We start from the raw sequence: 26,228 nt of genomic DNA on the forward strand, positions 1-26,228 counted from the left end.
CCGCTGATGTGCCGGCACCTGGCCCACCTGGGCCCCGCCCGCACGGTGGGCGAGCTGCTGCTGGCGCCGCCCTACTCGCTGCACCGCCAGTCGTGGGCACCGCGCCGCCAGGCGCACGGCACGGTCAACGCCGACGGCTTCGGCGTGGGCTGGTACGCCGACGGCGACCCGGTGCCGGCCCGCTACCGCAGAGCCGGACCGATCTGGGCGGACGGCTTCTTCCCCGACCTGTGCCGGGTGGTACGCACCCGCGCGCTGCTTGCCGCGGTACGCGACGCGACCAGCGGCTGCGCCCCGGGCGAGGCGGCCGCAGCACCCTACGCCGCCGGGCCGTGGCTCTTCAGCCACAACGGCGCGCTGCCCGGCTGGCCCGCCTCCCTGGCGCCGCTGGCGGCCTCCCTGCCGCCGGAGGAACTGCTGGGCCTGGAGGCCCGCTGCGACTCGGCGCTGGCCTGGGCGCTGGTGGGGCACCGGCTGCGGGTCGGCACGGCCCCCGGCGCCGCGCTGGCCGCGACCGCGGTCGAGCTCGCCGGCGCGGCGCCCGGCTCGCGGCTCAACTTCCTGCTGACCGACGGCCGTACTTTGGCCGCCACCGCCTCCGGCGACACCCTCTGGTACCTGCTGGAGCCCGGCACGTCCCTCACCGTCGCCTCCGAACCGCACGACGCGGATCCGGGGTGGCGGCCAGTTCCCGACACCCATCTGCTCACCGGCGACCCGGGCGGCATCGAGCTGACCGCCCTGAAGGAGTTCCGCGCGTGACCCCGTCCCGGTTCACCCTCACCCGTGCCCTGCCCGCGAACGCGACGGCGGCCGCGCTGGCGGCGGACGTCACCCGGGGGCTGGCCCGCACCCCGAAGAGCCTGCCGCCCAAGTGGTTCTACGACGCCCGGGGCAGCGAGCTCTTCGAGCAGATCACCGAGCTGTCCGCCTACTACCCCACCCGGGCCGAGGCCGGGATCCTGCGGGACGCGGCACCGCGGATCGCCGAACTCACCGGGGCCCGCACCCTGGTCGAACTCGGCTCCGGCTCCTCGTACAAGACCCGGCTGCTGCTGACCGCGCTCGGTGCCCCGCTGACCTATGTGCCCGTCGATGTCAGCGAGTCCGCGCTGGCCGAGGCCGGACACGCGCTGCTCGCCGACCACCCCGGGGTGACCGTGCACGCGCTGGTCGCGGACTTCCAGCAGGAGCTGCCGTTGCCCGAGTGCCCGGAGCCGAAGGTCGTGGCCTTCCTCGGCGGCACGGTCGGCAACCTGCTGCCCGCCGACCGGGCTCGCTTCCTGGCCTCCCTGCGGTCCAGGCTCGGACCGCGGGACGCCCTGCTGCTGGGGACCGACCTGGTCAAGGATCCCGCCGTACTCGTCGCCGCCTACGACGACGCGGAGGGGATCACCGCCGAGTTCAACAAGAACGTCCTGCACGTCCTCAATCGCGAACTGGGCGCGGACTTCGATCCCGCCGACTTCACCCACGTGGCCGCCTGGGACGCCGAGCACGAGTGGATCGAGATGCGGCTGCGGGCCCGCAGAGCGCTCAGCGCCAAGCTCCCCGCCGTCGACCTGAGTGTCGACTTCCGGCCGGGGGAGGAACTGCGTACCGAGATCTCGGCGAAGTTCCGCAGAGCCTCCGTCCACGCCGAGCTGGCCGCGGCCGGGATGCGGCTGTGCCGGTGGTGGACCGATCCCGGAGGCCGGTTCGCGCTCAGCCTCGCCGTGCCGGGCCCGGATCCGGACGCGCGCGTGCGGCCGGCCGGCTGAGCGGGCCGGGCACGACGAAAGGCGTGGAGGGGCCCGGTCCTTGGAGGTTCGCGGGTGGGCCTCTCCACGCCCGTCACGGGTGCGGCCGGTCTGCTGCGGACCGGCCCTCAGCCGTCAGTCGTTCTGCATCGGGCCGAAGACGAAGCCCACGGAGTTGCTGACGATGTGGTCGTCGTCCGAGATGTTGACGTGGACCTTCTTGCAGTGGATCTCCTTGTGAACCCAGTTGTGCCCGTGGCCCCCGGCCACCGCCGAGGCGGTGCCGGCAGCGGCCAGGCCGAGGGTGGCCAGGCCGACGGCGAGGGAGCGCGTGAGGGTGCGCGTGCGCATGAAAACCTCCGAGAAGGTCCGGAAGAACAAGTACCGGTCCATGGTCGCCAGACACCCGGGCATTACAGAGCAATATATGAAAGACACGGCACAACCGACCCGAATGGCGCAGGGCGTCGCCGCGGGCGTTCCCCCGTGCGGGCCACGGCCGACGGGTTCCGCGAAGCGGCACAACCCCCGTGGCCGGGTCGCGGAGACCGCGCACGGCAGCCGTCCCCGCCACCGGGACGCAGGTGGCGGGGACGGCCGGGTCATGGAGGCGGCGGAAGGGCCCGGAGCGCCGGGGAGCGCCGAGCGGACGCTGCCCGGCGGCGCCTCAGCGCATCCACTCCGAGTAGAAGTCGGGGAGACCGGGCTGCGGGTCGTGGACGCAGGTGGCCTCGTGGTACTGCGGGTTCAGCGGCAGGTCCGCCTGCATCTGGTCTTAGCAGGCCTGCCAGGAGTCGAAGGACTCGCCGCCGACCGGCTGCCGCCCGTCGCCGGACGGAGGTCCGGCGGCGAAGGCGGCAGTGGCGGTCAGCGGCACGGTGACCGCTGCCGCACCGGCGGCGAGACCGAGAGCGACACGAGAGCGCCAGGACTACATGAACTCCTCCAACAGGCAGCTTGTGCTCCTCTCACGCACGGCTCTCCCGTAGAGCCGCCGCGGCCCGGAGCCGCGGCGCGGTGCGTCGTCCGCGGAGTCCGATGCGGGCCGCGGCGCGGAAGTTCACGCGGTGTCCGCTCATTTCGCACCGGTGCTCCCCGCGGGTGCCGCGCGCCGGTAGAAGAGCGCTTCCCGGTGGCGCGGACGGATCGCGACAGCGGAGAATCCGATCAGTCGTACGGACAAGGCGGTTCGGGACGGCGGCGAGGCGTCCCGGCCGCGCGGAGGTGTCGCCGAGGCGCCGCGGAGGGGGCGCCGCCGCGACCGGCCGGTACCGCCGCGCACACATCCGGTGCCGCCGGACCGGACGGAGGAGTTCAGTTGGTGCATCTGCACGCGGTGAGCAAGCGCTACGGCCGGGGCGGTTGGCTTCTGCGCGACGTCGAGGTGGCCGTCCCCGCCGGAGAGATCGTGGCATTCACCGGCGGGAACGGCTCGGGCAAGTCCACCCTGCTGCGCATCGCGGTGGGCCTGTCCCGGCCGACGCGCGGCCGGGTGGGGGCGCGGCCTGCGGTCGTGGGATACGTGCCCGACCGGTTCTCGCCCGGCGAACGCATGTCGGCGGCCGCCTACCTGACCCATCTGGGCCGGGTGCGCGGGCTGTCCACCCGGGCCGCCGCCGCGCGCGCGGACGAACTCCTGGAGAGAATGGCCCTGGTGGGCGGGGAACACACCCCGCTGCGCGAGCTGTCGAAGGGCAACGCACGGAAGGTCGCGCTCGCCCAAGCGCTGTTGGTGGAGCCCGGACTGCTCGTCCTCGACGAGCCGTGGTCGGGGCTGGATGCGCCCGCCCACGCGGTCGTGGCCGACATCATGACCGAGATCGCCGACGCCGGCGGCACGGTGCTCTTCACCGATCACCGGGAGTCGGTGACGCGGACCCGGGCCACGCGGACCTACACCGTCGGCGACGGACGCGTCTCGCTGCGCGGACCGGAGTCCGCCCCGACCGGTCAGGGGACCTCCTGCGAAGTCGTCCTGACCGGGTACCCGGGCCGGCGCATGCCCCGGGAGCTGGTCTGGGAGGAGCTGGCCGGCGTGCTGTCCGTGCGCTGCGGAGCCTCGGGGGTCACGCTGCGAGTGGCAGGCGAGGCCACCGACGCGCTGCTGCTCACCGCACTGCGGCACGGCTGGTCGGTGGCGCGGGTGACAGGCGGCGCTTCCGGCTTCCCGGAGCAGGACGCGGCCGTGCGGGGAGGCGCCCGGTGATCGCCCTGATCCGCTACACGTTCGCCACCGTGCTGCACACCCAGCGCTATGCCGCCCCACTGCTCCTGTTCGCGGGCCTGCTGGGCGTGCTGACCGTCAACGGCAGTGGGGCGCTGCCTCCCGCCTACGCGTCCTCCGCCGGTGCGCTGTTCGTCTGCTCGACATGGCTGACCGTCGCGCTGATGAGCCTGGACGAGCCGGCCCAGCGGGCGATCGTCGTCGTCGCCTCCGGCGGCCGCTCGCTCAAGGTCCTCCTCGCGGCGATCGGCACCGCTCTGCTGAGCTGCGGGGTGCTGATGGTCTTCGGACTGGTCCTCCCGCTGTGGCTGGGGCGCTACCACGTGACCCTGTACGGTCTCCTGCTGGGAGTGGAGGCCCAGCTCACGTGCGCACTCGTCGGCACCGCGATCGGGGTGCTGTGCTCCCGGGCGGTCTTCGCACGCCAGGGGTACGCGCTGGTGAGCGCCGTCGCGCTGGTGATGCTCGCCCTCCTCCCCAAGGGGATGCCGCCGGTCAACCGGCTGTTCACCCTGATGTCGACGACCCCCGACCCGGCGAAGCTGCTGGCCCCGGCGGGCGGCATGCTCGCGCTCGCTGCCGTGCTCCTGGCCGGGGCCGCCTCGCTCGCCCAGTTCGTCGCCGTCCGGAGGGGGTAGCCGGGGCACCGCTGCACGCAGCGGGAGCCGCGGCCCCGCAGCGCCGGGTGGGGACACCGGGCGGGGTCATGGGTGCGCTTCCGGCCCGGGACCCGGGCCGGAAGCGTCCGAGGCGACCTGGTAGGACAGCAGTTCCCGGAAGAGCCCGGGCTGTGCGGCGAGGTCCTGGTAGGTGCCGTCCTGGACGACCCGACCGCCGTCCAGGACGACGATGCGGTCGGCGACGGCCAGGTTGGCGAGGCGGTGGGTCACCAGCAGCACGACCCGTTCGCGGGCGAGGCCCCGCAGCCGCTGGAAGATGCGGTACTCGGCCCGCGGATCCAGGTTGGCGGTCGGCTCGTCCAGCACCAGCAGCCCCGCCCGGCGGAAGAACGCCCTGCCGAGGGCGATGCGCTGCCACTGGCCGCCGCTCAACTCCTCCCCGCCCAGCCACTCCCGGGCCAGAAGGGTGTCCAGGCCGGAGCCCAACCCGGTGACGACGTCATCGGCACCGGCGGCCTCGCACGCCTCCAGGACCGCCGCGTCTCCGTGCACCGAGGGCTGCCCGAGTGTGATGTTCTCCCGCACCGTCAACGGCCAGTGCGCGTAGTCCTGCGGCACGAGGGCCACCTGCGACCACAGCGCCTGCGCGTCGGCGTCCGCGGTGGCGGTTCCGTCCCACCGCACCTGCCCCTCGGTGGGCAGGTACAGGCCGGCGACCAGCTTCGAGAGCGTCGTCTTGCCGGAGCCGTTGAAGCCCACCAGCGCGGTCACCTCGCCGCGGTGCAGTGTGAGGGAGACGCCGGTGAGCGCGTCGCGCTCCTGACCCGCGTAGCGGTGGGTCACCGAGCTGATCTCGATGGTTCCCGGCGGTCCGGGGCGATGGCTGCCGCGGCGTGGCCGGTGCCCACCGGCGCGGTCGAGGAACCGCGTCCAGTCGTCCATGTACAGCCCGGTGCGCACGGCCCGGGAACCGACGGCCACCAGTCCGCGGACGGACCGGCCCGCCGTCTGCAGCGCGAACACCGCGGCTCCCGCGCTGCCCACGCTGATGCGGCCGGTCGCCAGCAGCCACACCACCGCCGCCCACACCAGCGCCGACCCCGCACCTCCGCACACCGCGCCCACGAGGGAGAACCGCGCTCCGCGGTCGGCTGCTGAGCGGTCCTCCCGGTTGATCCGCGCGACCGTGCGCCGGTACCGGTCGGAGAGGAACGGGGCCATGGTGCCCGCCCGGATCTGGTCGGCGGCATCCCGCGTGTAGATGTGCCAGCGCAGCACGGCGAGCATCCGGTTGTCGCCGTTGGAGCGCAGGTTGGCGAGGTAGCGCACCCGCGCTGCGCTGACCTGCGAGACGGCCTGGGGCAGGCTCGCGGCCATCAGCAGCGGCAGCAGCACCGGGTGCACCCCGGCCAGCACCACCGCTCCGGCCGCGAAGGAGGCCGCCGAGGCGATCAGGTCCTGCCCCTCGTCGATCAGGTCGCCGGTGACCTGTGCGCCCCGCTCGGCCGCTTCCCGGTCGCGGTTGAAGTCCGGCTCGTCATAGGCGGCGAGTTCGACTTCCGTGCAGCCGTCGAGCAGCATCCGCTCCGCCTCGCGGGTCATCAGCGGACCCAGCCGGGAGGAGAGCCAGTTGACGGTGATCCCCAGCACGGCCCGTGCGCCTGCGGCGCCCGCCAGCAGCGCCACGGACGGCCAGGCGTGCAGCAGTCGTTGGTAGACGTCGCCGTCGGCCAGCAGCGCCGTCAGCGTCCCGCTGATCGCGAGGAGCCCCAGTGCCTGCAGCACGCCCGAGACGGTCTGACAGGCCAGCAGCCCTGCGGTGGCGGGCCGGTCCACCTGCCAGGCCAGGGCCAACGACCGGCGCACCAGCCGGGGCAGCCGCCGGGCCATGTCCAGCAGCCGGATCGACCGACCGGCCGCCTCCCGGCTCCCGGTCAGGTCGACGTACCGCATCTCCGGATCCGCGGAATGCTGTGCACCCGGTGTCTGCCGCGGCACGTGTGGCGGCTCCGGCGACGCTCGCGGGGCCGCGGTCCGCGCCGCGGTCTGTTCGGCGGGTGTGCCGTCCGGCCCGGATGCGCCGCGGGCCGGGCCGCGGCCGGTGCCCGGGCTGTCGCCGGTGCCGGGGCGCTGAGTGCTTCCGGTCATGCCGACCACTCCCCGTGGCGCGCGAAGGGTGCGGGGGCGCTGTCAACGTCGCGCTGTGTCGGTGGATCGACACGGGCGGGCTGTTCGACCACGGGTCGCTCGGAAGGCTGAACAGGTGCAGATGACACGGCATCCTCCGGACGGATGGGCGAGGGGTACACGTGCTCCAGAAACGGTCCCGAACAGGCCGCTGTAACGGGTAGTTGGTGCACAGATGTTCTGATGCGCGGCGATGGCGCCTGCTGCGGCCGCCGCCGGGTGCGGATGTCATTCGAACGAGGCCGGATCGCTCTTCCGGGGGATTGCGGCCGGGCGGCCGGACGACGGCGGGCTGGGTGTGTGGCAGGCCGTCCCTGAAGGGCGGGGTGTCCGCTGCCGGGTCCACGACTGGTGCGGTGGTGCGCCGTTGGCCCGCGAGCTCGTCCGATCGAGTGGGCGCCTGTCGCGTGGGCGTGGCGACGGAATGCCCGGTTCATACCCGGGTGCACTCTTGTCCGCGTCCGGCACATCGAACACAGGGAGGATCACCATGCGCATCCGTACCGCGGCTGTCGCCTTCGGTCTCGCCGCCACCGCCGTGCTCGGCGGGGCCACGGCCGCGTCCGCCGACGCGGGCGCCCAGGGCGGCGCGGCGAACTCGCCGGGAGTGCTGTCCGGCAACGTCGTGCAGATCCCGGTGCACATTCCGGTCCAACTGTGCGGCAACACCGTCGACATCCTCGCGCTGCTCAACCCCTCCTTCGGGAACGCCTGCGTCAGCGACTGACGCGGCACCGGCCGGCGCGCGGCCCCGGGTCCTTCCCGTGCCCGCGCGGGTTCACGGGCGGCGCCCCCGAACGCCCCGCCGAAGGCGGGGCGTTCGGGGGCGCGGTGGCGCTGGGGCGCGGACGGTGCGGGAGCGCTAACCCCGCAGCTCCGGTGCGGTGCCGGGCGGGGGCTCCTTGCGCAGGAAGGCCCGGCGCAGCGCGTGGTGCGGGGCGGCTGGATCGAACAGCACCCGGTGCATCGCCGCCAGCTCCCGGTCGCGGTAGGCGGCCAGCGGCTCGGTGGCCTCGTCCCGCGCGCGGTTGGTCTTCTTCACCGCCAGCCGCTGGTGGGTGGCCGGGTCCTCGGCCAGCGCCGCCGCGAGCTCCGCCACCCGCGGTGCGAAGCCGCTCGGCGAGGTCGGCAGCACCCGGTCCACCAGCCCGATCCGGCGCGCCGTGGCGGCGCTCATCGGTTCGGCGTCCCGCATCAGCGCCTCGGTGATCTCCGGCCCGACGCGCCGCGGCAAGGTGTACGTCCAGAACTCCGACCCGGGCAGGCCCATCAGCCGGTAGTGCGGGTTGAGCACCGCTCCCGCCCTGCACCACACCTCATCGGCGGCGGCGGCCAGCATCGCGCCCCCGGCCGCCGCGTTGCCGCCCAGCGCGGCGACGACCAGCCGGTCGGTGGTGGTCAGCACCGCCTCGACCACGTCGTCGAGGGCCTGGATGTTGGCCCAGCCCTCCGCGGCCGGATCGGAGGCGGCCTCGATGACCCCCAGATGGATGCCGTTGGAGAAGAAGTCCCGGGTGCCGCCCAGCACCACGACCCGGGTCGGCCGGGTGCACGCGTACCGGTAGGCGGCCAGCAGCCGCCGGCACTGCACCGTGCTCATCGCCCCGCCGGGGAAGGAGAAGCGGACGAACCCGACGCCGCTCCGCTCCCGGTAGCGGATCTCGGTGTGGGTGTGCCGTTCGGGCGCGAGCTCCAGGGGCGCCGGACGCTCCGGTACGTCCGGCAGCCGCTCGCCCAGCGCGAGAGTCGCGGGCAGCCGGAAGGTCCGCGGCCCGCCCGCGGAACGGCGCGGCCTCAGCTGCGGGATCCACACCGCGCCGTCGACCGTCGCGCGGCAGATCGCGCCGGCCCGGGTGGCGAGGATCTCGCCCGGGGTCCCGTACAGCTGGTCCTCGGCGTGTCCGCCGTGCAGGAACCACTCCGCTCCCAGCAGTTCGTCCAGCACCCCGGGCTGCGAGTCGGCGGCCCGCAGGGTGCGCAGCACGTCGAGCGTCCGGAAGGTCCGCCAGTCGATCCGCCGCTCGTCCTGCCGCATCCGCGGACTCGCCGACGGCTCCACCCCGTCCTGGGGATGCGGACGGTGGCTGCCGGAGGCGAACCGGGCCACCGCGCTGCGGAGCGCTTCGAGTGCCGCGTCGGCCACCTCCCCCCGGTACAGGTCGCTCTTGCCGGTGCCCTCCGGCAGGGTGCACTCCGCCGAGGCCCAGACGGGGCCCGCGTCCAGTTCCGCCTCGGCCTGCAGCACCGTCACCCCCCAGCGGGTGCGGCCCGCCTGGACGGCCCGGTCCAGCGAGGAGGGCCCGCGGTCGCCGGGCGGACCGGGATGCACGATCAGGCAGGTGAGCCGGGACCACACGTCCGCGGGCACCGCGGTGCGCAGCATCGGCGCGACCACCAGCTCGGGGCCGTGCCGGTCCACCGCGCGCCGCACGTCGTCGCCGTCGCCGATCACCTCGGTCGCGACGGTGTGGCGGGCGTCCCGCAGTTCGGCCTGAACACGCTGGGTCAGACTGTTGAAGGCGCTCGCGATGAGCAGGATCCGCACCACGACCTCCTGGTGATGGCTCGTTGGGGTGCTTCGGGGTCCGGCCCGGCGGATCCGTCCGGGCGGATCCGCCGAGCACAGCGGGGCTGAGCGGACACGGCTCAGCAGATACGCGGGAGTTGTTCGCCCAGCGGCGGGTCGACGACCCGGGTGCCGCCCAGCCCGGTGCGGGCGACGACCATCCCGGCGTGGTCCTCGACGCACTCGCCGATCACGGCGGCCTGCGCCCCCAGCGGATGCGCGCGCATCGCGGCGAGCACCGCGTCCGCCTCCGCACGGGGCACGAATGCCAGCAGCTTGCCCTCGTTCGCCACGTACAGCGGGTCCAGGCCCAGCATGGAGCAGGCGGCGGCGACCTGTTCGGGCACCGGGACCGCCCGCTCCCTCAGGACGACGCCGACCGAGGCGGCCGCCGCGATCTCGTTGAGCGCGGCGGCGACGCCGCCACGGGTCGGGTCGCGGAGGACGTGCAGTTCTGACGTGACCGCCAGCATGTCCGCCACCAGGGAGTTCAGGGCCGCGCAGTCGCTCTCGATGCCGACCTCGAACTCCAGCCCCGCACGTCGGCTGAGCACCGCGACCCCGTGCGCGCCGACCGCGCCGCTGACGATGACCACGTCGCCGGGTGCCGCCCGCTGCGGGCGGATGTCCACCCCGTCCGGGATCAGCCCGATCCCGGCGGTGTTGAGGTAGACGCCGTCGCCGCGCCCCGTCTCCACGACCTTGGTGTCCCCGGTGGCCACCTCGACACCGGCCGTCCGGGCCGCCGCGCCCAGCGCCTCCGCGATCCGCCCCACCAGCCCGAGCTCCACCCCCTCCTCCAGGATGAACCCGCAGGAGAGGTAGGCGGGCCGGGCACCGCTCATCGCCAGATCGTTGACCGTGCCGTTGACGGCCAGGTCGCCGATGCTGCCGCCGGGGAAGAACAGCGGCCGCACCACGAAGGAGTCGGTGGAGAACGCCAGCCGGACTCCCCCCATCTCCAGCGCCGCGGAGTCGGCGAGCGACGAGAGTGCGGGGCCGCCGAATGCGGGCGCGAAGATCTGCTCCACCAACTCCGCCGAGAGCGCACCGCCCCCGCCGTGGCCCATCACGATCCGCTCGTGGCCGCGCAGCGGTGCCGGGCACGTCCAGCCGGACGGGTCCGGCACGGCGCGGTCGCCGGCGGGGGCCCCGGGGCCCGCGTCGGCCGTCGGTCCGACGGCCTCGATGCTAGTCAACGGTGCTCGCCTCCAGGGGTGCGGTCGTGGTCCCGCCGAGCCGGCGGTAGAGGTAGTAGGCGGCGCAGGCACCCTCGCTGGAGACCATCGTGGCGCCCAGCGGGGTGCGGGGGGTGCAGGTGGTGCCGAACGCCTCGCACTCGTGCGGCTTCAGCAGCCCCTGCAGCACCTCGCCGCTGCGGCAGGCCGCGGGCTCCCGGGTGGTGATGCCCGCCACGCTGAACCGGTGCTCCGCGTCGAACTCCTCGAAGCGCGGCGCCAGCCGCCAGCCGCTGTCCGGGATGACGCCGATGCCGCGCCAGCCGCGGTCGGTTGTCGTGAACACCTCGTCCAGCATCGCCCGCGCCGCCGGGTTGCCCTGCGGCACGACGGCCCGCTGGTAGGCGTTCTCCACCGTTGCCCGGCCCGCCTCGAGCTGCCGCACCGCCCGGCGGATGCCCTCCAGGATGTCCAGCGGTTCGAAACCGGTGACGACGATCGGCACCCGATGGCGCTCGGCCAGCTCCGGGTACTCCTCGGTGCCCATGACGCTGCACACGTGCCCGGCCGCCAGGAACGCGCGTACCCGGCAGTGCGGCGCGTCCATGATGGCCTCGATCGCGGGCGGTACCCGCACGTGGGAGACGAGCAGGCTGAAGTTGCGCAGTCCCTCCCGCGCCGCCAGGTGCACGGCCATGGCGTTGGGCGGGGCCGTCGTCTCGAAGCCGATGCCGAAGAAGACCACCTCGCGGTCCGGGTTCTCGCGGGCCAGCGCGAGCGCGTCCAGCGGCGAGTAGACGACCCGGACGTCGCCGCCCTCCGCGCGGACCTGGAACAGGTCCCGGCCGGTACCCGGCACCCGCAGCATGTCGCCGAACGAGCAGAAGATCACCCCGGGCCGGGAGGCGATCTCCAGCGCCTTGTCGATCAGTTCGAGCGGGGTCACGCACACCGGGCAGCCGGGCCCGTGGATCAGCTCGACCTCCTCGGGCAGCAACTGGTCGATGCCGTGCCGGATGATGGAGTGCGTCTGCCCGCCGCACACCTCCATCAGCGCCCAGGGCCGGGTGACGGTCGCGTGGATGTCCTCCAGCAGCTTCCCGGCCAGCTCCGGGTCCTGGAACTCCTCGATGTACTTCACAGCCGCACCTCCCGCTGCGCGTCGCCGGGCTGCGGGACGGCGTCGGCGCGCTGCTCCGCCTCCGCGGCCTGCCACGGATCGCCGAACTCCTCCTCCAGCAGCCCGAGATTCTCGAACAGCTCGAGGGTCCTGCGCGCCGAGTCCTCGTCCAGCCGCTGCAGTGCGAAGCCGACGTGGACGATCGTGTACTCACCGACCCGCAGATCGGGCACGTACTCCAGACACACCTCCTTGACCACCCCGCCGAAGTCGACGGACGCCATCCGGGTGCCGTCACGCTCCTCGATCCGCAGGACCTTTCCGGGTACCGCCAGACACATGGCCTCTCCTCGTTCGACGGTGGTCAGTGCGCCGCGTAACCGGTCAGCGGCGGGATAGGAGGCTCGCCCGCCCCTGCGCGGGCCGCGACCACGAGCTGGCCCAGCGCCAGCCCGCCGTCCCCGGGCGGGACGAGCCGGTGCCGCAGCACCGTGAATCCGTCGGCGCGCAGCGCGCCGGCGCAGGCGCGGGAGAGCACCGCGTTGGCGAACACCCCGCCGGTCAGGACCACGGTCGCCACCCCGTACCGCTCGCGTGCCGCCGTGCAGGTGCACCGGACCAGTGCGGCGACGGCCGTGTGGAACCGTGCCGCGATCACCTCGCGCGGCACCCCGACCCGCAGGTCCTGGACCACGGCCGCCAGCAGCGGCCCCGGGTCGGCGAGCCGGGGCGGGTCGGCGGCGCCGCTGCCGCCGTCCTCCGCGGCCGGGCGCAACGGGAAGTCGTAGCCGCCCGGATCCGGCTCCGGACAGGCTGCCGCGGCCGCCTCCAGCTCGATGGCCGCCTGTGCCTCGTATCCGGCCCGTTGGCACACCCCGGCCAGCGAGGACACCGCGTCGAAGAGCCGCCCCATGCTGGAGGTCGGCACACAGCCCAGGTTCTGCCCCAACTGCCGCTCCAGCACCCGCCGCTCGGTGTCCGTGCAGGCCGCGGCGGGCGGCAGCCCGGCGTCCCAGGGCAGTCCGGCGGCCCACAGCTGGGCGAGAGCCGTCCGGTAGGGGTGCCGGATCGCCGCGTCGCCGCCGGGCAGCGGGGCGTAGCGCAGATGCGCGTACCGGATGAACCCGTCGTAGTCGGCCAGGAGGAACTCGCCGCCCCACACGGCGCCGTCATCGCCGTACCCGGTTCCGTCGAAGGCGACGCCCAGGACCGGCGAGGAGCCGTCCAGCCCGTGCTCGGCCAGCGCTGAGGCCACATGGGCGTGGTGGTGCTGGACGTGGCGCAGCGGCCGGCCCGCGGCGTTCCGCCCGGCCCACCCCGTCGACCGGTACCCGGGGTGGCGGTCGGCGGCCAGCACCTCGGGGGCGACGCCCGTGATCTCCTCGAGCTGCTGCTCGGCGCGGGCGAACGCGCGCAGCGTCGCGAGGTCGTCCATGTCCCCGACGTGGGCGGAGAGCCAGGCCTGCATTCCCGTGCCGAGGCAGCAGGTGTTCTTCAGATCGCCGCCGACCGCCAGCGCGGGCCGGACCGGCACCGGCAGGCGCAGCGGCAGCGGCGCGTACCCGCGGGAGCGGCGCACCGGCAGCTCCTCGCCGCCGCACACCCGCACCACCGAGTCCTCGCATGGCACATGGATGGGCCGGTCATGGGTCAGAAAGGCGTCGGCGAGGTGCGCCAGCCGCTCCAGGGCCTCCTCCTCGCCGGTGGCGATCGGCTCCCCGCCGAGGTTGCCGCTGGTCAGGACCAGCAGCCGCGGCCCGGGCGGGTCGCCGGGCAGGCCCAGGAGCAGGTGGTGCAGCGGGGTGTAGGCCAGCAGCACCCCCAGGTCGGGACTGCCGGGTGCGACCGAGGGGGCGGGGGCCGGACCGGCCGCCGCGGCGGCGGCGCGGCGGCGCAGCAGCACGATGGGGCGGCGGCCGCCGGTCAGCAGTGCCCGTTCGACCGGGCCGACGTGGGCGAGGTGTTCGACGTCGGCCACCTCGCGCGCCAGCACCGCGAACGGCTTGTCCCCGCGCGCCTTGCGGCGGCGCAGCAGCGCCACCGCCCGCTCGTCGGCCGCGTCGCAGGCCAGGTGGTAGCCGCCCAGGCCCTTCACCGCGACGACCGCGCCCCGGGCCAGCAGCCGCCGGGCCGCGGCCACCGGCTCGCCGGGGAGTTCGGCCGGCCCCGACGCCGATGTGGCGGGCCCCAGCAGCCGGACGCGGGGTCCGCAGTCATGGCAGGCGACGGGCTGCGCGTGGAAGCGCCGGTCGCCTGGGTCCCGGTACTCGCGCGCGCACCGCTCGCACATCGGGAACCGCGCCATCGTGGTGTTGGCCCGGTCGTAGGGCAGTCCGGTGACGATGGTGAAGCGGGGTCCGCAGTCCGTGCAGGTGATGAACGGGTGCCGGTAGCGGCGGTCCGCCGGGTCGGTCATCTCGCGCAGACAGGCGTCGCAGGTCGCCGTGTCCGGCGCCACCAGGGTGCGGCGCCCTGTGGCCGGACGGGAGGCGAGGATGCGGAAGCCGGAACCGCCCGCGGGGGGCAGCGGCTCGTGGCTGACCGATTCGATCACGGCAAGCGGCGGAGCCTCGGCCCCGATCCGCTCGCGGAAGGCGGCGACCGCCTCTCCGGCGCCCTCGACCTCGGCCACCACTCCCTCGCCCGTGTTGGTGACGTGGCCGGAGAGCCCCAGCCGGCCGGCGAGCGCGTACACGTGCGGGCGGAACCCCACGCCCTGGACCACGCCGCGGACCAGCACACGGCTGCGCTCGGCCCCGCAGAGGTCAGCCTCCGACATGGGAGCGCGGTCCGTCGTGCGTGTGCGGTCCGCCGTGTCCCCGCGTCCCGTCGTGCGTGTGCGGTCCGCCGTGCGAGTGTCCGGCGGGGCGGGCCATCACCGGCCGGTGCGCGGGGGCTCCGGCGCCCACCGCCAGTGCGCGCTCCAGCAGCACACCGGGGTTCAGCCCGTCGCGCACCGAGGTGGCGACGACCTCCACGCCGGGATTGACCTGCCGGACGTTGGCCAGGAACGCCTCCCGGTCGAACCCGGCCGCCTGCGCCAGGTCCTGCTTGGTGACGACCACGAGCTGCGCGAGCCCGAAGGCGGTGGGGTACTTCAGCGGCTTGTCCTCGCCCTCGGTGACCGAGGCGAGCACCACACGCAGCGACTCGCCCAGGTCGTAGGAGGCGGGGCAGACCAGGTTGCCCACGTTCTCGACGAACAGCAGCCGGGTGGCCTCGGGCAGCCACCCGGTCAGATGCCCGGCGAGCATGTCGGCCTCCAGATGGCACAGTCCGTCGGTCAGCACCTGCTTGACCGGCACTCCGGACCGGGCCAGCCGTCGGGCGTCGTTCTCGGTGGCCAGATCCGCGGTCAGGGCCGCCGCCGCGACGCCCCGCTCCCGTGCCAGCCGCAGCTCGGTCTCCAGCAGCGCCGTCTTGCCGCTGCCCGGGCTGGAGAGCAGATTGACGACGACCGTGCCGCGCGCGGCCAGTTCGGCGCGCAGCCGTTCGGCCCGGGTGTCGTTGCGCTCCAGCACGGCCTGTCGCAGATCGGAGACACGGCACATGGCTTCACAGCTCCTCAAGGGCTCGGGTGCGCCGCGGGTCCTCGGCCCACCGCACGGTGGCGATCTGTAGCTCACGGCCGGACAGCAGTTCGGTGCGCGAGTCCGCACACCGCGGGCAGCCCAACCGCGGGGGCTGCCCCGTCTCCCACTCGCGAGCGCAGGACGTGCACCGGGCGCGTCCCGCCACCTGGTCGGTCACCAGCTCGGCGCCGGCCAGGACGGTGCCCTCGCAGGCGAGCGCGAAGGAGAAGCGCAGTGCGTCGGGGACGACCCCGGCGAGTTCGCCCACCTGCAGGGTCACCGTCTCGACGCCCGCGGCGCCGTGGGTGCGCGCCGCCTCCTCGACCTGGCAGACCACTGCCATGGCGATGGACATCTCGTGCATCGGTCACTTCCCCTGCGCGGTACGGACCAGGCTGCGGCCCGCACCATTACAGGGGGCACCGCCGGTCACCCCGAGGCCGCCACGCCGCTTTCCCGCGCGGCCGTCCGCCGTTCGGCGGCTTGTGCCCGCCCGGCCGAGCCCGGCTGCCCGGTCGCGGCGGGATCGCCGGCCGGTGCCGGGGCCGCCGGGGGAGCGCACCCGGGTTCGTCCGCCAGCAGCCGCTCCACCACCGCCACCGCCTCGTCCACGGCGGCGGCCACCGGGGCGCTCAGACCGATGCCCTCCGCCAGGTCGGCGGGCTCGCAGCCGACGACGAACACCCGCCGGGGCGCGCTGCCTCCGGTACCCTCCCGCAGTGTCTCCAGCAGGGCGAGCACCGCGTCCGGTGACATGTGGTGCCCGTCGACGGCCGGCACCCCGGCCGTGCAGGCGCGGTCCTCCTCGGCCACCTCGATCAGCCGCACCGTCCCCGGGGCGCCCCCGCGGTGCACGGCATCCACCAGGACCAGCGTGTCGCAGCTGTCCAGCACCTGGTAGGCCAGGTGCACGCCGCGTACGCCGATGTCGAGGACCTGCACTTGGCCGGGCAGCGGGCGCCGGGCCAGCCGCTGCACGACCTCGACACCGAAGCCGTCGTCGCCCAGGAAGATGTTGCCGATCCCCGCGACGAGGGTGCGGCCGGTCGGTTCGGTCATGCGGACTCCGCAGGTGGGGGAGCGGTCCGGTACGCCTCTGCGCCGTACCGGACCGCGTGGCGGGGGACCCGGCCGGGAACCTCAGGCGCCCGTCGGCACCCGGGACCGGTCCGGTACGACGTGCCGCTCGTCGCCCGGCTCAGCGCCGTCCTCGCAGACGGGGCGCCAACGGCCGGGGCCGTGCTGCTCGGCGAGCCCGTGCTCGGCCAGGCCCAGCAGGTGCTTGAGCACGGTGCGTTCCTGGTATCCCACGCTGGCGGACAGCTCCTCGACTGTCGTGCCCGACGCGCCCGCGGCCCGCACCCGGTCCCACGTACGGCCCGCGCTCTGACCGAGCCCTCCGTCGCGGGCGGGGGTGCGGAAGAGCTCGTCCGCCGCCTCGGATCCGGACGGCGGTCGCGGAGCGCGCTGCGGCCGCTGGCCGGGCCCGGACCGCGGCGCGGCCTCGGAAGTGCCGAGCGGGGTGCCGCCGGGTGCGGGCACGGGCCGGGTCGCGGGAGCTTCGGTGCGGTGGGGTGCCGTCCCGTGCGCCGCTGTCCGGTCCGGAGCCGCTGCGTCCGGGGCCGTCCGGTCCGCCGCTGTCGCCCGGACGGACCGCGCCCGGACGGCGGAGCCCACCGGGCGCGGGGTGCGGTCGACCGTGCGGTGCCTGCGTCCCTTCTGCCGCTTGCTCATCGTGCGCCCGCCTCTCCTCCGTGCTGCGGCGGTGTCTCCAGGGCCGGAAGGGGGTGTCGTAGTGCAGTGATCATGTGGGGGTTAACGACCGACTGCGCTCCGCGTGGATCGGCCGATCGGGGCACCCGGGCCGCGCGGTGCTCCCGGGGCGGCCGCCCGGCCCGCCCCGGCGGACGTTCCGCACCCCGGCCCGGTACCTTCTGCCCCGGGCCGCGAGGGGCGCCCCTCGGAACGGCGGGCGGTCAGGGCAGCAGGCCGTGCCGGCGGGCGGCCGCCACCGCGTGGTGGCGGCTGTGGACGCCCAGCTTACGGGTCGCGCTGCGCAGATAGGCCTTGACCGTCTCCGCCTCCAGCCCCAGGTACTGGGCCGCTTCGGCGTTGGTGCAGCCCAGCGCCACGTAGGAGAGCACATCGAGTTCGCGCGGGGAGAGCCGCGGCCGGTCCGCGGCCGGGGTGTCCGGCCGGCCACCGGAGTCGGCGTCCGGTCCGCTGTCGCCGGAGTCGGACTCGACCCCGGCCCGCAGGAAGCGGTCGCAGGCCTGGCGCAGTCTGTCCCGCAGCGCCGTGTCCTCGATCTCCTGGGCGATGCCGCGCAGTTCCGCGTGCAGGTCGCGCAGCGCGTCCAGCCCGGGCGCGGCCGGCTCCGGGGCCGGAGCGGGGGCCTCGGCGGCGCCCTCCAGCAGCCGGACGCGCCGGTCCACCTCGTCGCGCACGGCCAGCTCGCTCGCCAGGCGCCGCGCCGCGTCCATGAGTGCCGCGGTCGCGCGGTCCCCCAGCGGCGCCGTGTCGCGGGCCGCGGCGTAGAGCACGCCGCGCACCCCGCCCTGCACGGTGACCGGGGCCGCCACTATCGCGCGGATGCCCTCGCGGCGCACGGGGCTGTCGTAGTCGTGGGTGATGGTGGTCGCCGGTACGTAGTCGTTGACCGCGTAGGGGCGCTGGTGTGTCAGGACGTAACCGCCCAGCCCCCGGCCCGGTACCACCCGCAGACCGCGCATGGAGTCGGTCAGGGTGCCGTTGAACTCCGTCAGCCGCAGCGCCCCGTCGGCGACCTCCCCGCCGAAGACCGTGCGCACACCGGTGCGCTGCCGCGCCAGCCGCAGGGCGTGCCGGTAGGCGTCGGTGTCCCCCTGCCGCAGCGGGGCGCGGGAGAAGGGCACCGCGCCGCCGGGAACGCGGGGGTGGGAACGGGAACGGTCGGGTGAAGGCAACCTCGACTCCTCCGCTGCGCTGATCAGTTCGACGGGGTGTTCGACTGCGGGGCGGCTCGGTGCCCGTCGCCGGGGCCGGACTGCCGTTCCGCCTCCAGCAGCTCGATCGACCGCTCGCGCATCTCGACCTTGCGGATCTTGCCCGTCACGGTCATCGGGAAGGCGTCGACCACATGGACGTAGCGCGGGATCTTGTAGTGCGCGAGCCTGCCGGAGCAGAACGCGCGGACGTCGTCCGCCGTGAGCGGCGCCGCGCCGTCCCGCATCCTTATCCACGCCATCAGTTCCTCACCGTAGCGCTCGTCGGGCACCCCGACGAGCTGTGCGTCGAGAACATCCGGATGGGTGTGCAGGAACTCCTCGACCTCCCGCGGATAGATGTTCTCGCCGCCGCGGATGACCATGTCCTTGATCCGGCCCGTGACGCTGATGTACCCCTCCGCGTCCATCACCGCCAGGTCCCCGGTGTGCATCCAGCGGGCGGCGTCGACGGCGGCCGCGGTCGCCTCCGGCTGCTCCCAGTAGCCGAGCATCACCGAGTAGCCGCGGGTGCACAGTTCGCCCGGCTCGCCGCGGGGCAGGCACCGGCCGGTGTCCGGGTCGACGACCTTGACCTCCAGGTGCGGGCCGACCCGGCCGACCGTCGACACCCGGCGCTCGACCGAGTCGTCGGCCCGGGTCTGGGTGGAGACCGGCGACGTCTCCGTCATGCCGTAGCAGATCGACACCTCGGCCATCCCCATGCGCTCGATGACCTGCTTCATCACCTCCACCGGGCAGGGCGAGCCGGCCATGATGCCGGTGCGCAGGCTGGTCAGGTCGAAGGAGTCGAAGCCCGGTTCGGCCAGCTCGGCGATGAACATCGTCGGCACCCCGTACAGCGCGGTGCAGCGCTCCTGCTGGACCGCCCGCAGCGCCGCCGCCGGCTCGAAGGCGGCGGACGGGATCACCATGCACGCGCCGTGGCTGGTGGCTGCCAGGTTGCCCATCACCATGCCGAAGCAGTGGTAGAAGGGCACGGGCAGGCAGATCCGGTCGGCTTCGGTGTAGCGGCACAGCTCGCCGACGAAGTAGCCGTTGTTGAGGATGTTGTGGTGGGAGAGAGTGGCGCCCTTGGGGAAGCCGGTGGTGCCGGAGGTGTACTGGATGTTGACCGGGTCGTCGGCCGAGAGCGTGGCGGCGATGCCGTCCAGCAGCTCCCGGGCCTGCTCGGGCCGCCGCGCACGGCCGCCCTCCAGCAGCCCGGCCCACTCCGCCTCGCCGAGTAGTACGACGTCCTCCAGCGCGGGGCACTCGCCGCGCACCTGCCCGATCATCGCCGCGTAGTCGGACTCCCGGTGGCTTCGGGCGGCCAGCAGGGTGCGGATCCCCGCCCGGGCGAGCACGTACGCCAGTTCGTGCACGCGGTAGGCGGGGTTGATGTTGACGAGGACGGCGCCCAGCTTGGCCGTCGCGTACTGCGTCAGTGTCCACTCCGGGCAGTTGGGTGCCCAGATGCCCACCCGGTCGCCCTTGCGGACGCCCAGCTCGTGCAGCCCCAGCGCGAGGGCCTCGACCTCGGCACCGAACTCGCGGTAGTTCCAGCGTCGTCCGCTGCCGATGTCCACCAGTGCGTCCCGCTCCCCGTGGGCGGCGACGGTCCGGTCCAGGTTCTCCCCGATGGTGTCGCCCAGCAGCGGAGTCGTCGAAGGCCCGGAGGCGTAGCTGCGCGCGGCCGGGTGCGTGGGGTGGGGTACGGGCGCGGGCACGGCAGCCTCCACGGAAGCACTTCGGGTGTCGTGGGTCACACTTACCTGCCCCACGGGGCGGTCCGCTACCCCTTGTCGGGGGTAGTGGCCGCCGGCCCCGCGGGCGCCCGTGGCCGGAGCCACTCGGCGCGGGGTGCCGGGTGCGGCACCCCTTCCGGCCGGCCGGCGACGAACCGCCCCCGCCCCGGCGGCCGGCGGGAGGTCCCGCGGGGGGCGAGCCGTCCGTGCCCGGGCGCGGCTCGCGGGCCGAACGGGTGAATCCGGCCGCCGGGCGGCCCGCGCGGGCCGGGCCGTCGGCGGTTCCGCGGCTCTCTTCGGCGGTTCCCGGCCGCGAAGACCATGCAGAAATATACGCAAATGGGAGAATCGCCGGGACAAGGAATCGGCTCTGTCCGCGCGTCGGACCGACAGGAACAGGAGGGCCGGGTGGGCGGGCCCGCGGATGGACTGGGCAGAGTGCCGTACGTGGCACCGCCGCTGCTGCTGCTCGGAGGCGTGGCGGCCGACGTGTTCTCACCCGAGCCGTACTACGGGCTGCCGCTGCTGGCCTGCACCTCGATGGTGGCCGGTCTGAGCTACTCCTTCCGGGTCAGCGCGCTGTTCGCGCTCGCGGCGGGCGTGGCGGCGGCAGGGTCGGCGGGGTCCGCGGGCCGTGCGGGTTCGGCGCTGCTCATCGATGTGGCGGCGGTGCTGTTCGTCAGCCTGGTGGGGCTCTGGATCAAGTGGCTCGTCGACCGGCAGGGCCGCAATCTGGCCGTCGCGCTGACGGTCGCCGAGGCCGCGCAGCGGGCCGTGCTGCCGGCGCCGCCCGCCGACGTGGGGCCGCTCGCGGTCGCCGACCGCTATGTGGCGGCCCAGCAGGGGGCGGCGATCGGCGGCGACCTCTACGCCCTGCAGGAGACGCCGTTCGGCATCCGGGCCGTGATCGGCGACGTGCGGGGCAAGGGCCTGCCCGCCGTCTCCGCGGTCTCGGTGGCCGTCGGGGCCTTCCGGGAGGCCGCCGAGCACGCGCCGACCCTGCACGAACTGGCCGACCGCCTCGATCGCGCTCTGGACCGGGAGGGGGAGCGCCGCCGGGGTTCGGAGGACGACGTCGAGGGGTTCGTCACGGCGCTCCTCGTCCAGATCCCGCCCAGCGGCGACACGGTAACCGTGCTCAACCGGGGGCATCCGCCGCCCTATCTGCTGCACGACGGCAACGCCGTCTGCCTGGAGCCCACCCACCCGGAACTGCCGCTCTCCACCGGGCTCGGCTCCGCGACCGGTGCGCCGGTGGAGGAGACCTTCCCGCTGGCGCCGAACGACTCCCTGGTGCTGGTCACCGACGGGGTCACCGAGGCGCGCAACGCGCAGGGCGACTTCTTCGACGTCCGGTGGGGGCTGTGCTCTGCGGGGTTGAGCCGCGCCGACGAACTGGCCGATGCGCTGGTCAAGGCGGTCACGGAGTGGACGGACGGCCGGCGGCAGGACGACATGGCGCTGCTGGTGCTCACCCGCGGCGCGTGAGGCCGCCGGGCGTGCGCGGCGCTGTGACTGCTGTGACCGCGTGGTGTCCGATGTCTTGACCGTGTGCGGTCACTTGCTTAAGTCTAGACCAATCGGATGACCCCCCACCGGGATCCGGGGTGCCGCACTCCGTGCCGCGCTCGGCAGTACCGCCGGGTGCGGGCGGCGGCTCGCCGGTACCGCTGCCGAAGGAGTTGACATGCACAAGAAAAGGAAGCTGGCCGCGCTCGTCGGTGCCGGGCTCTCGCCCCTGCTCGTCCTCGGTCTGTCCGTGACCCCCGCCAGCGCCCACGGCTACATCAGCGACCCCGCCAGCCGGCAGGCGCAGTGTGCCGCCGGAGTCGTGGAGTGCGGCTCCATCAAGTACGAGCCGCAGAGCGTCGAAGGCCCCAAGGGGCTCCAGGACTGCGCCGGCGGCCACGACGAGTGGGCCGAGCTGCGCGACGACGACCACGGCTGGAACGTGGCCGACGTCGGCAGCTCCGCGACCTTCAACTGGACGCTGACCGCCGCGCACCGCACGACCACCTGGCAGTACTTCATCGACGGCCGGCAGATCGCCGAGTTCGACCAGGGCGGGCAGCAGCCACCCTCCCAGCTCTCGCACGACGTCGACTTCGGCGGGTTCACCGGCAGGCAGACCGTGCTGGCGGTCTGGAACGTCGCCGACACCGCCAACGCGTTCTACGCCTGCGTCGACGTGAACATCGGCTGAGCAGATGCCCACGGGGAGTCTTCCGCCGCCGCACCGCGGCCGTGGGAGACTCCCCGCCTCCTCCCCGGTCCCGCACCGGCCGGTGCGCCGGCCGACTTTCCCGGCGGGGCACGAAAGGCCCCGCTTCGCCGGGCGCTCACAGGCCGTAGAGCCGCCGGGCCGTACCACCGGCGACCATCAGGGTCACCCGCTCCGCATCGGACGGCGCCCACGCGCCCCGGCGCACCCACTCCCGGGTCAGCTCCGTCATCGCCTCGCGGAAGAGCCGGGCACCGACCAGGAAGAGCTCCGGGATGCCGTAGGCGTCGGTGGAGAAGAGGAGCTTGCCGAACGGGGTGAGCTCCAGCAGCTGGGCCAGCACCTCGCCGGCACGGGCCCCGGTGTGGCTCAACGCGAGCCCGAAGTCGGCGTACACATGCGGGAAGACGGCCGCCAGATAGCCCGCGCCGCGCTGGTAGGGGTAGCAGTGCAACAGGACCAGCGGGGCGCCGTAGGGGGCCACCGCGCGGATGAAGTCGGTCAGCAGCAGCGGGTCGCAGCGGTCCAGGCGCAGGTCCGGATCGCCGAAGCCGGTGTGCAGTTGCAGCGGCAGCCCCGTCCGTACGGCGGACCACAGCAGGTGCCGCTCCAGGACCGGGTCGGAGAGCCGGCCGCCGGGCACCCGGGAGGCCAGCCAGCGGTCGGCCGCCGCGTAGATCTCCGAGGTGGCGGGCGGAGCGGGCGCCAGCTCCAGCCCGCAGCGGTAGGCGACCACGGACTTGAAGCCCCGGGCGGTGCGGGACGATTCGCGGACCGCGTCGGAGACCTCCGCCAGGAAGCTGTGAGTGTCGCGCGCGGCGTCGGCGGCCCGCTCGGCCAGCCGCTCGAGCCGGACGATCTCATGGGCCTCGGCAGCTGCGGACTCGGCCAGCTCGCCCGGCGTCAGCAGGTGACCGGGGAGCCCGGTGTCGACGAGGAAGGTGGTGATCCCGCTGGCCCGCAGCATGCGGCCGGTCACCTCCGCGGTGCCCAGCTCGGCACGCCGCGCGAGATAGCGCTCGGGAGGGCAGTGCGGCTCGAGGCCGAGCACGGGAGCGCACCAGCGCCGTACCGCGAAGCCGAGCTGGGTGTCGAAGTAGCCGCACGGGACGCCGGCCTCCTGCGGCGAAGAGCCGGACCGCGGCGTGCCGCGGGGTGCGGGGTGGGCTTCCGTCAGCCAGTCCTCGAACGCGTCCGGTTCGGGTCCGCTCCGCAGCACTCCGTGGCAGTGCTGGTCGACCAGTGCCGGGAACGCCCCGGGCCCGGGGTCCGGGGGCGCCGGAAGAGCAGCCATTCAGTACCTCCCCCGGGTCGCGGCGGCGATCTCCCGCTCGCTCGCCCCCTCGAACAGTGCGATCTCACCCGCCCGCACCGCGCGGACGGCGTCGAAGAGCGGCCCACCCAGAGCTTCGCGCAGCACCTCGGACCGCTCGAACCGCTCCAGCGCGGCGGTCAGCGAGCCGGGCAGCCCGGGCTGGTCGCCGCGCAGCGCGGGGTCTCCGGAGACGGGTGCGGGCAGCCGGGTGCTCCGGCCACCGGCGGCCAGGTCGGCCAGTCCCGCGAGCCCCGCCGCCAGGACGCCGCCCACCAGCAGATACGGGTTGGCCGCCGCGTCTACGCACTTGAGCTCCGCGTTGGCGCCGTCCGGTGCGGCGGTCCGGCCGGCGACGAACCGGAGCGCCGCCTCTCGGTTCTCCAGCCCCCAGCACCGGAAGGCACCCGCCCAGCGGGACGGGCGCAGCCGCAGATAGCTGGCGGGGGAGGGGGCGCCCAGCGCAAGCAGCGCGGGCAGCGCGCGCAGCACCCCGGCCAGGAACGCCTCGCACTCCCGCGTCATACCGAACGGCCCCTCGCCGCCCGCACACAGGTTGCGCCCGTCCCGCCACAGGCTCAGATGCAGATGCCCGCCGTTGCCCACCCCGGCCGGGTCCACGACGGGGGCGAACGAGGCCGTCAGCCCGTGCCGCAGCGAGACCGCCCGCACCGTCTCCCGGACCAGCACCGCCAGATCGGCCGCGCCCACCGGGTCCGACGGCGCGACCGAGACCTCGAACTGGCCCGCCGCGTACTCGGGATGGATCTGCAGCACCTCCACCCCCTGCGCGGACAGCGCCGCCAGCACGTCGCGCAGATAGTCCGTGTTCTCCACCAGCCGTGCCATGCCGTAGGCGGGACCGGTCGTCGGGTACGCGGGCTCGCTCTCCGCTCCGGGCAGCGGGCCGCGCACCGCCACCCACTCGGTCTCGAACCCCATCCGCAGCTCGATGCCGTGCTCGGCCGACGCACGCGCGGCCATCCGGCGGGCGAAGCCGCGCTGGCAGGCCGCGTAGGGCTTCCCGTCCTGCTCGTGGCGGTCCACCGGCGCCCACGACCAGCCGGGTTGGGCGAAGAGCACCGTCAGCCGGTCCAGGTCCGGCACCAGGCGCAGATCCCCGTCGGGGCCGCCGATGTACTCGCTCGCGGTCATCGAGTCGTCGACGAGGTAGACGTCGAAGCACGGGGACATGCCGACGCCGGTAGCGGCCGCCTGCGCCAGCTTGTCGGCGGGCACGGCCTTGACCCGGGTGAGGCCCGCGTTGTCGACCCAGGTGAGCGCGGTGCCGTGCACTCCGGCGTGGGCGAGCCGCGCGGCCGCGGCGCGGGCCCGCTCCCGCCCGTGGCCGGGTTCGTGACAACCGCCACCGGGCTGTGCCGCGCCTGTCGTCGTCCCCGCTGCCGCCTCGGATTCCGGCGTCCGCCGTGTCGTTCCCATGCCCGCAGCGTTTACTCTCCCTCGGCGATCAGAGCAAGGCGCCGTGCGCCGGGCCACCGGATCGGGCGCCGCTCGTTCGGGGCCGCACCGGGCCCGGACCGCTTCCGCTTCGGTTCCGTTTCGAAACCGTGCGGGCGGCGCAGTGGGATGTGCCAAGGGCAAGAAGCCTTGACACGGTGTGCCTGACTGCACGGCTAGTTGGGCAGGTACCCCCATGAGGCCACATCGGAGCGGGGAGGGAAACTTGGAAGGTGGCGAGACCCATGCGGCTACGGTACGGGAGCAGCGGTATGCGCATCACTGACGTCACTGGCGGTGAAGCGGCCGCCAGAGACGCCGTGTCGGACAGTTCGACGGAAGGAGGCGGAGCGTCCCCGGCAGTACCCCGACTGGTGCTGGGCACCAGGCTGCGGAGGCTGCGGGAGGCGCAGTACATATCCCGGCGGGAGGCCGCGGAGGCGATCCGGGTCACCCATCAGCGGATCCGCGACCTGGAGCAGGGCCGCACCGGCTGCGCGCTGCGCGACATCGCGGACCTGCTGACGATCTACGGCGTCTGCGACGAGAGCGAGCGGGCGGTACTGACCGCGCTCGCCGAACAGGCCAACACTCCCGGCTGGTGGCAGTCCTTCCAGGGCGTCGTCCCGCACTGGCTGCACACCTATCTGGGGCTGGAACAGGCGGCCAGCGTGATCCGCACCTACGAGGTGCAGTTCGTGCCCGGTCTCCTCCAGACCAGCCGATACGCGCGCGCCGTCGTCGAACTCATCCACGACGAGGAGCCCGAGGCGGGCATCCAGCGGCGGGTGGACCTGCGAATGCGCCGCCAGCAGATCCTCTACGGCCCGCGGGCCCCGCACGTGTGGGCCGTCATCGACGAGGCGGCGCTGCGCCGTCCGGTCGGCGGCGCGGCCACCATGCGCGCCCAGCTGCGGCACCTGTGCGCGATGAGCGAACTGCCGCACGTCACGGTGCAGATCATGCCCTTCAGCGCGGGCGGGCACGCGGCGGCCGGCGGCCCCGTCACGTTGCTGCGGCTGCCCGAGAGCGAGCTGCCCGACATCGTGTACCTGGAACAGCTGCACAGCGCCCGCTACCTCGAGGACGACGTCGACATCGAGGCGTACCGCCGCGTCACCGACCGCCTGGTGACCTGCTCGATGCCGCCGTCCGAGACCCGCGACATGCTCCGGCGGATCGCCGACGAACTGCCGGACGAGGAGCCCGCCGAGCCGCTCACGAGGCCCTTCTCCCGCGGCTAGGCCGTCCCTGCACGGTCCGGTCCGCCCGTCGGCCCCGGCACCCGGCACGCGCGCTCGGCGTCGCCGTCCCGGAACG

At 74.4% G+C, this 26,228-nt stretch carries 23 protein-coding genes; 8 read left to right on the forward strand and 15 right to left on the reverse strand.

Features of this window, described 5'->3' with window-relative positions; all coding sequences use genetic code 11:
• Positions 1 to 6 precede the first annotated feature (6 nt).
• Both egtC and egtD read left to right on the forward strand, forming a co-directional pair.
• Positions 7 to 762 carry an ergothioneine biosynthesis protein EgtC gene (egtC, locus tag ACFYMO_RS02410; RefSeq protein ID WP_366770488.1) on the forward strand — a complete coding sequence of 252 codons (756 nt, stop codon included), beginning with the start codon at positions 7 to 9 and terminating at the stop codon, positions 760 to 762.
• Positions 759 to 1,760 (forward strand): L-histidine N(alpha)-methyltransferase, encoded by a 1,002-nt coding sequence (gene egtD, locus ACFYMO_RS02415; RefSeq protein ID WP_366770487.1) that lies wholly within the window; start codon positions 759 to 761, stop codon positions 1,758 to 1,760. The genes egtC and egtD overlap by 4 nt, the downstream gene beginning before the upstream one ends.
• A gap of 114 nt (positions 1,761 to 1,874) precedes the next feature.
• On the opposite strand, the gene ACFYMO_RS02420 is transcribed toward egtD, so the two are convergent.
• Entirely contained in the window at positions 1,875 to 2,090 is a 216-nt protein-coding gene (locus ACFYMO_RS02420) for a hypothetical protein (RefSeq protein ID WP_366770486.1), read from the reverse strand.
• A 967-nt stretch (positions 2,091 to 3,057) separates the two neighbouring features.
• On the opposite strand from ACFYMO_RS02420, the gene ACFYMO_RS02425 reads away from it, so the two are divergent.
• Together ACFYMO_RS02425 and ACFYMO_RS02430 are read left to right on the forward strand one after the other, a co-directional pair.
• A complete protein-coding gene (locus tag ACFYMO_RS02425) occupies positions 3,058 to 3,945 on the forward strand; it encodes an ATP-binding cassette domain-containing protein (RefSeq protein WP_388543595.1) in 888 nt (295 codons plus the stop codon).
• Entirely contained in the window at positions 3,942 to 4,601 is a 660-nt protein-coding gene (locus ACFYMO_RS02430; protein WP_388543597.1) for a hypothetical protein, read from the forward strand. The genes ACFYMO_RS02425 and ACFYMO_RS02430 overlap by 4 nt, the downstream gene beginning before the upstream one ends.
• Before the next feature lie 66 nt (positions 4,602 to 4,667).
• Here ACFYMO_RS02430 and ACFYMO_RS02435 read toward each other — a convergent pair whose 3' ends face one another.
• Positions 4,668 to 6,536 carry an ABC transporter ATP-binding protein gene (locus ACFYMO_RS02435; protein ID WP_388543598.1) on the reverse strand — a complete coding sequence of 623 codons (1,869 nt, stop codon included), beginning with the start codon at positions 6,534 to 6,536 and terminating at the stop codon, positions 4,668 to 4,670.
• A 724-nt stretch (positions 6,537 to 7,260) separates the two neighbouring features.
• Between ACFYMO_RS02435 and ACFYMO_RS02440 the strand changes: the two genes are divergently transcribed.
• Positions 7,261 to 7,497 carry a chaplin gene (locus ACFYMO_RS02440; protein WP_366770483.1) on the forward strand — a complete coding sequence of 79 codons (237 nt, stop codon included), beginning with the start codon at positions 7,261 to 7,263 and terminating at the stop codon, positions 7,495 to 7,497.
• A 135-nt stretch (positions 7,498 to 7,632) separates the two neighbouring features.
• On the opposite strand, the gene ACFYMO_RS02445 is transcribed toward ACFYMO_RS02440, so the two are convergent.
• The 11 genes from ACFYMO_RS02445 to ACFYMO_RS02495 all read right to left on the reverse strand — a co-directional run bounded on the left by ACFYMO_RS02445 (position 7,633) and on the right by ACFYMO_RS02495 (position 19,899).
• Positions 7,633 to 9,315 (reverse strand): enoyl-CoA hydratase-related protein, encoded by a 1,683-nt coding sequence (locus ACFYMO_RS02445; protein ID WP_366770482.1) that lies wholly within the window; start codon positions 9,313 to 9,315, stop codon positions 7,633 to 7,635.
• A 101-nt stretch (positions 9,316 to 9,416) separates the two neighbouring features.
• Complete coding sequence (hypE, locus tag ACFYMO_RS02450) at positions 9,417 to 10,406, reverse strand: hydrogenase expression/formation protein HypE (RefSeq protein WP_366770542.1); 990 nt, start codon at positions 10,404 to 10,406, stop codon at positions 9,417 to 9,419.
• Between the two features lie 121 nt (positions 10,407 to 10,527).
• Entirely contained in the window at positions 10,528 to 11,655 is a 1,128-nt protein-coding gene (gene hypD, locus ACFYMO_RS02455; protein WP_366770481.1) for a hydrogenase formation protein HypD, read from the reverse strand.
• Positions 11,652 to 11,975, reverse strand: a complete 324-nt coding sequence (locus ACFYMO_RS02460) for a HypC/HybG/HupF family hydrogenase formation chaperone (RefSeq protein ID WP_366770480.1) — start codon at positions 11,973 to 11,975, stop codon at positions 11,652 to 11,654. Before ACFYMO_RS02460 ends, hypD begins: the two co-directional genes overlap by 4 nt.
• A gap of 23 nt (positions 11,976 to 11,998) precedes the next feature.
• Positions 11,999 to 14,413, reverse strand: a complete 2,415-nt coding sequence (gene hypF, locus ACFYMO_RS02465; protein WP_388543601.1) for a carbamoyltransferase HypF — start codon at positions 14,411 to 14,413, stop codon at positions 11,999 to 12,001.
• Positions 14,400 to 15,185: a hydrogenase nickel incorporation protein HypB gene (hypB, locus tag ACFYMO_RS02470; RefSeq protein WP_366770478.1), complete on the reverse strand. Its 786-nt coding sequence runs from the start codon at positions 15,183 to 15,185 to the stop codon at positions 14,400 to 14,402. The genes hypF and hypB overlap by 14 nt, the downstream gene beginning before the upstream one ends.
• A 4-nt stretch (positions 15,186 to 15,189) precedes the next feature.
• On the reverse strand, positions 15,190 to 15,570 hold the full coding sequence (hypA, locus tag ACFYMO_RS02475) for a hydrogenase maturation nickel metallochaperone HypA (protein ID WP_366770477.1): 381 nt from the start codon (positions 15,568 to 15,570) through the stop codon (positions 15,190 to 15,192).
• Positions 15,571 to 15,635: 65 nt separating this feature from the next.
• Complete coding sequence (locus ACFYMO_RS02480) at positions 15,636 to 16,265, reverse strand: hydrogenase maturation protease (RefSeq protein WP_388543603.1); 630 nt, start codon at positions 16,263 to 16,265, stop codon at positions 15,636 to 15,638.
• Between the two features lie 81 nt (positions 16,266 to 16,346).
• The gene (locus tag ACFYMO_RS02485; protein ID WP_388543605.1) at positions 16,347 to 16,940 is read right to left on the reverse strand and encodes a hypothetical protein; all 594 of its coding nucleotides are present in this window, start codon (positions 16,938 to 16,940) and stop codon (positions 16,347 to 16,349) included.
• Positions 16,941 to 17,182: 242 nt separating this feature from the next.
• Positions 17,183 to 18,151 (reverse strand): LuxR C-terminal-related transcriptional regulator, encoded by a 969-nt coding sequence (locus tag ACFYMO_RS02490; protein ID WP_366770474.1) that lies wholly within the window; start codon positions 18,149 to 18,151, stop codon positions 17,183 to 17,185.
• Positions 18,152 to 18,174: 23 nt separating this feature from the next.
• Positions 18,175 to 19,899, reverse strand: a complete 1,725-nt coding sequence (locus ACFYMO_RS02495) for an AMP-binding protein (RefSeq protein WP_366770473.1) — start codon at positions 19,897 to 19,899, stop codon at positions 18,175 to 18,177.
• Positions 19,900 to 20,325: 426 nt separating this feature from the next.
• Between ACFYMO_RS02495 and ACFYMO_RS02500 the strand changes: the two genes are divergently transcribed.
• A complete protein-coding gene (locus tag ACFYMO_RS02500) occupies positions 20,326 to 21,405 on the forward strand; it encodes a PP2C family protein-serine/threonine phosphatase (protein WP_388543607.1) in 1,080 nt (359 codons plus the stop codon).
• Positions 21,406 to 21,604: 199 nt separating this feature from the next.
• Positions 21,605 to 22,120: a lytic polysaccharide monooxygenase auxiliary activity family 9 protein gene (locus ACFYMO_RS02505; RefSeq protein ID WP_366770471.1), complete on the forward strand. Its 516-nt coding sequence runs from the start codon at positions 21,605 to 21,607 to the stop codon at positions 22,118 to 22,120.
• A 136-nt stretch (positions 22,121 to 22,256) separates the two neighbouring features.
• On the opposite strand, the gene ACFYMO_RS02510 is transcribed toward ACFYMO_RS02505, so the two are convergent.
• On the reverse strand, positions 22,257 to 23,432 hold the full coding sequence (locus ACFYMO_RS02510; RefSeq protein WP_366770470.1) for an amidohydrolase family protein: 1,176 nt from the start codon (positions 23,430 to 23,432) through the stop codon (positions 22,257 to 22,259).
• The gene (locus ACFYMO_RS02515; RefSeq protein WP_366770541.1) at positions 23,433 to 24,746 is read right to left on the reverse strand and encodes a glutamine synthetase family protein; all 1,314 of its coding nucleotides are present in this window, start codon (positions 24,744 to 24,746) and stop codon (positions 23,433 to 23,435) included.
• Between the two features lie 434 nt (positions 24,747 to 25,180).
• Here ACFYMO_RS02515 and ACFYMO_RS02520 point away from each other — a divergent pair, with 434 nt between their 5' ends.
• A complete protein-coding gene (locus ACFYMO_RS02520) occupies positions 25,181 to 26,152 on the forward strand; it encodes a helix-turn-helix transcriptional regulator (protein WP_366770469.1) in 972 nt (323 codons plus the stop codon).
• Positions 26,153 to 26,228 lie beyond the last annotated feature (76 nt).

The organism is Streptomyces sp. NPDC007025 (genome assembly GCF_042869455.1).
GTDB lineage: Bacteria > Actinomycetota > Actinomycetes > Streptomycetales > Streptomycetaceae > Streptomyces.

Bases quoted from the DNA above. Each gene is read 5' to 3' on its own strand.
- egtC (WP_366770488.1), top strand. From the start codon at position 7: ATGTGCCGGCACCTGGCCCACCTGGGCCCCGCCCGCACGGTGGGCGAG.
- hypB (WP_366770478.1), bottom strand. From the start codon at position 15,185: ATGTGCCGTGTCTCCGATCTGCGACAGGCCGTGCTGGAGCGCAACGAC.
- hypE (WP_366770542.1), bottom strand. From the start codon at position 10,406: ATGGGCCACGGCGGGGGCGGTGCGCTCTCGGCGGAGTTGGTGGAGCAG.
- ACFYMO_RS02505 (WP_366770471.1), top strand. From the start codon at position 21,605: ATGCACAAGAAAAGGAAGCTGGCCGCGCTCGTCGGTGCCGGGCTCTCG.
- hypF (WP_388543601.1), bottom strand. From the start codon at position 14,413: ATGTCGGAGGCTGACCTCTGCGGGGCCGAGCGCAGCCGTGTGCTGGTC.
- ACFYMO_RS02420 (WP_366770486.1), bottom strand. From the start codon at position 2,090: ATGCGCACGCGCACCCTCACGCGCTCCCTCGCCGTCGGCCTGGCCACC.
- ACFYMO_RS02485 (WP_388543605.1), bottom strand. From the start codon at position 16,940: ATGAGCAAGCGGCAGAAGGGACGCAGGCACCGCACGGTCGACCGCACC.
- ACFYMO_RS02520 (WP_366770469.1), top strand. From the start codon at position 25,181: ATGCGCATCACTGACGTCACTGGCGGTGAAGCGGCCGCCAGAGACGCC.
- ACFYMO_RS02460 (WP_366770480.1), bottom strand. From the start codon at position 11,975: ATGTGTCTGGCGGTACCCGGAAAGGTCCTGCGGATCGAGGAGCGTGAC.
- ACFYMO_RS02435 (WP_388543598.1), bottom strand. From the start codon at position 6,536: ATGCGGTACGTCGACCTGACCGGGAGCCGGGAGGCGGCCGGTCGGTCG.
- hypA (WP_366770477.1), bottom strand. From the start codon at position 15,570: ATGCACGAGATGTCCATCGCCATGGCAGTGGTCTGCCAGGTCGAGGAG.
- ACFYMO_RS02480 (WP_388543603.1), bottom strand. From the start codon at position 16,265: ATGACCGAACCGACCGGCCGCACCCTCGTCGCGGGGATCGGCAACATC.
- ACFYMO_RS02440 (WP_366770483.1), top strand. From the start codon at position 7,261: ATGCGCATCCGTACCGCGGCTGTCGCCTTCGGTCTCGCCGCCACCGCC.
- ACFYMO_RS02510 (WP_366770470.1), bottom strand. From the start codon at position 23,432: ATGGCTGCTCTTCCGGCGCCCCCGGACCCCGGGCCCGGGGCGTTCCCG.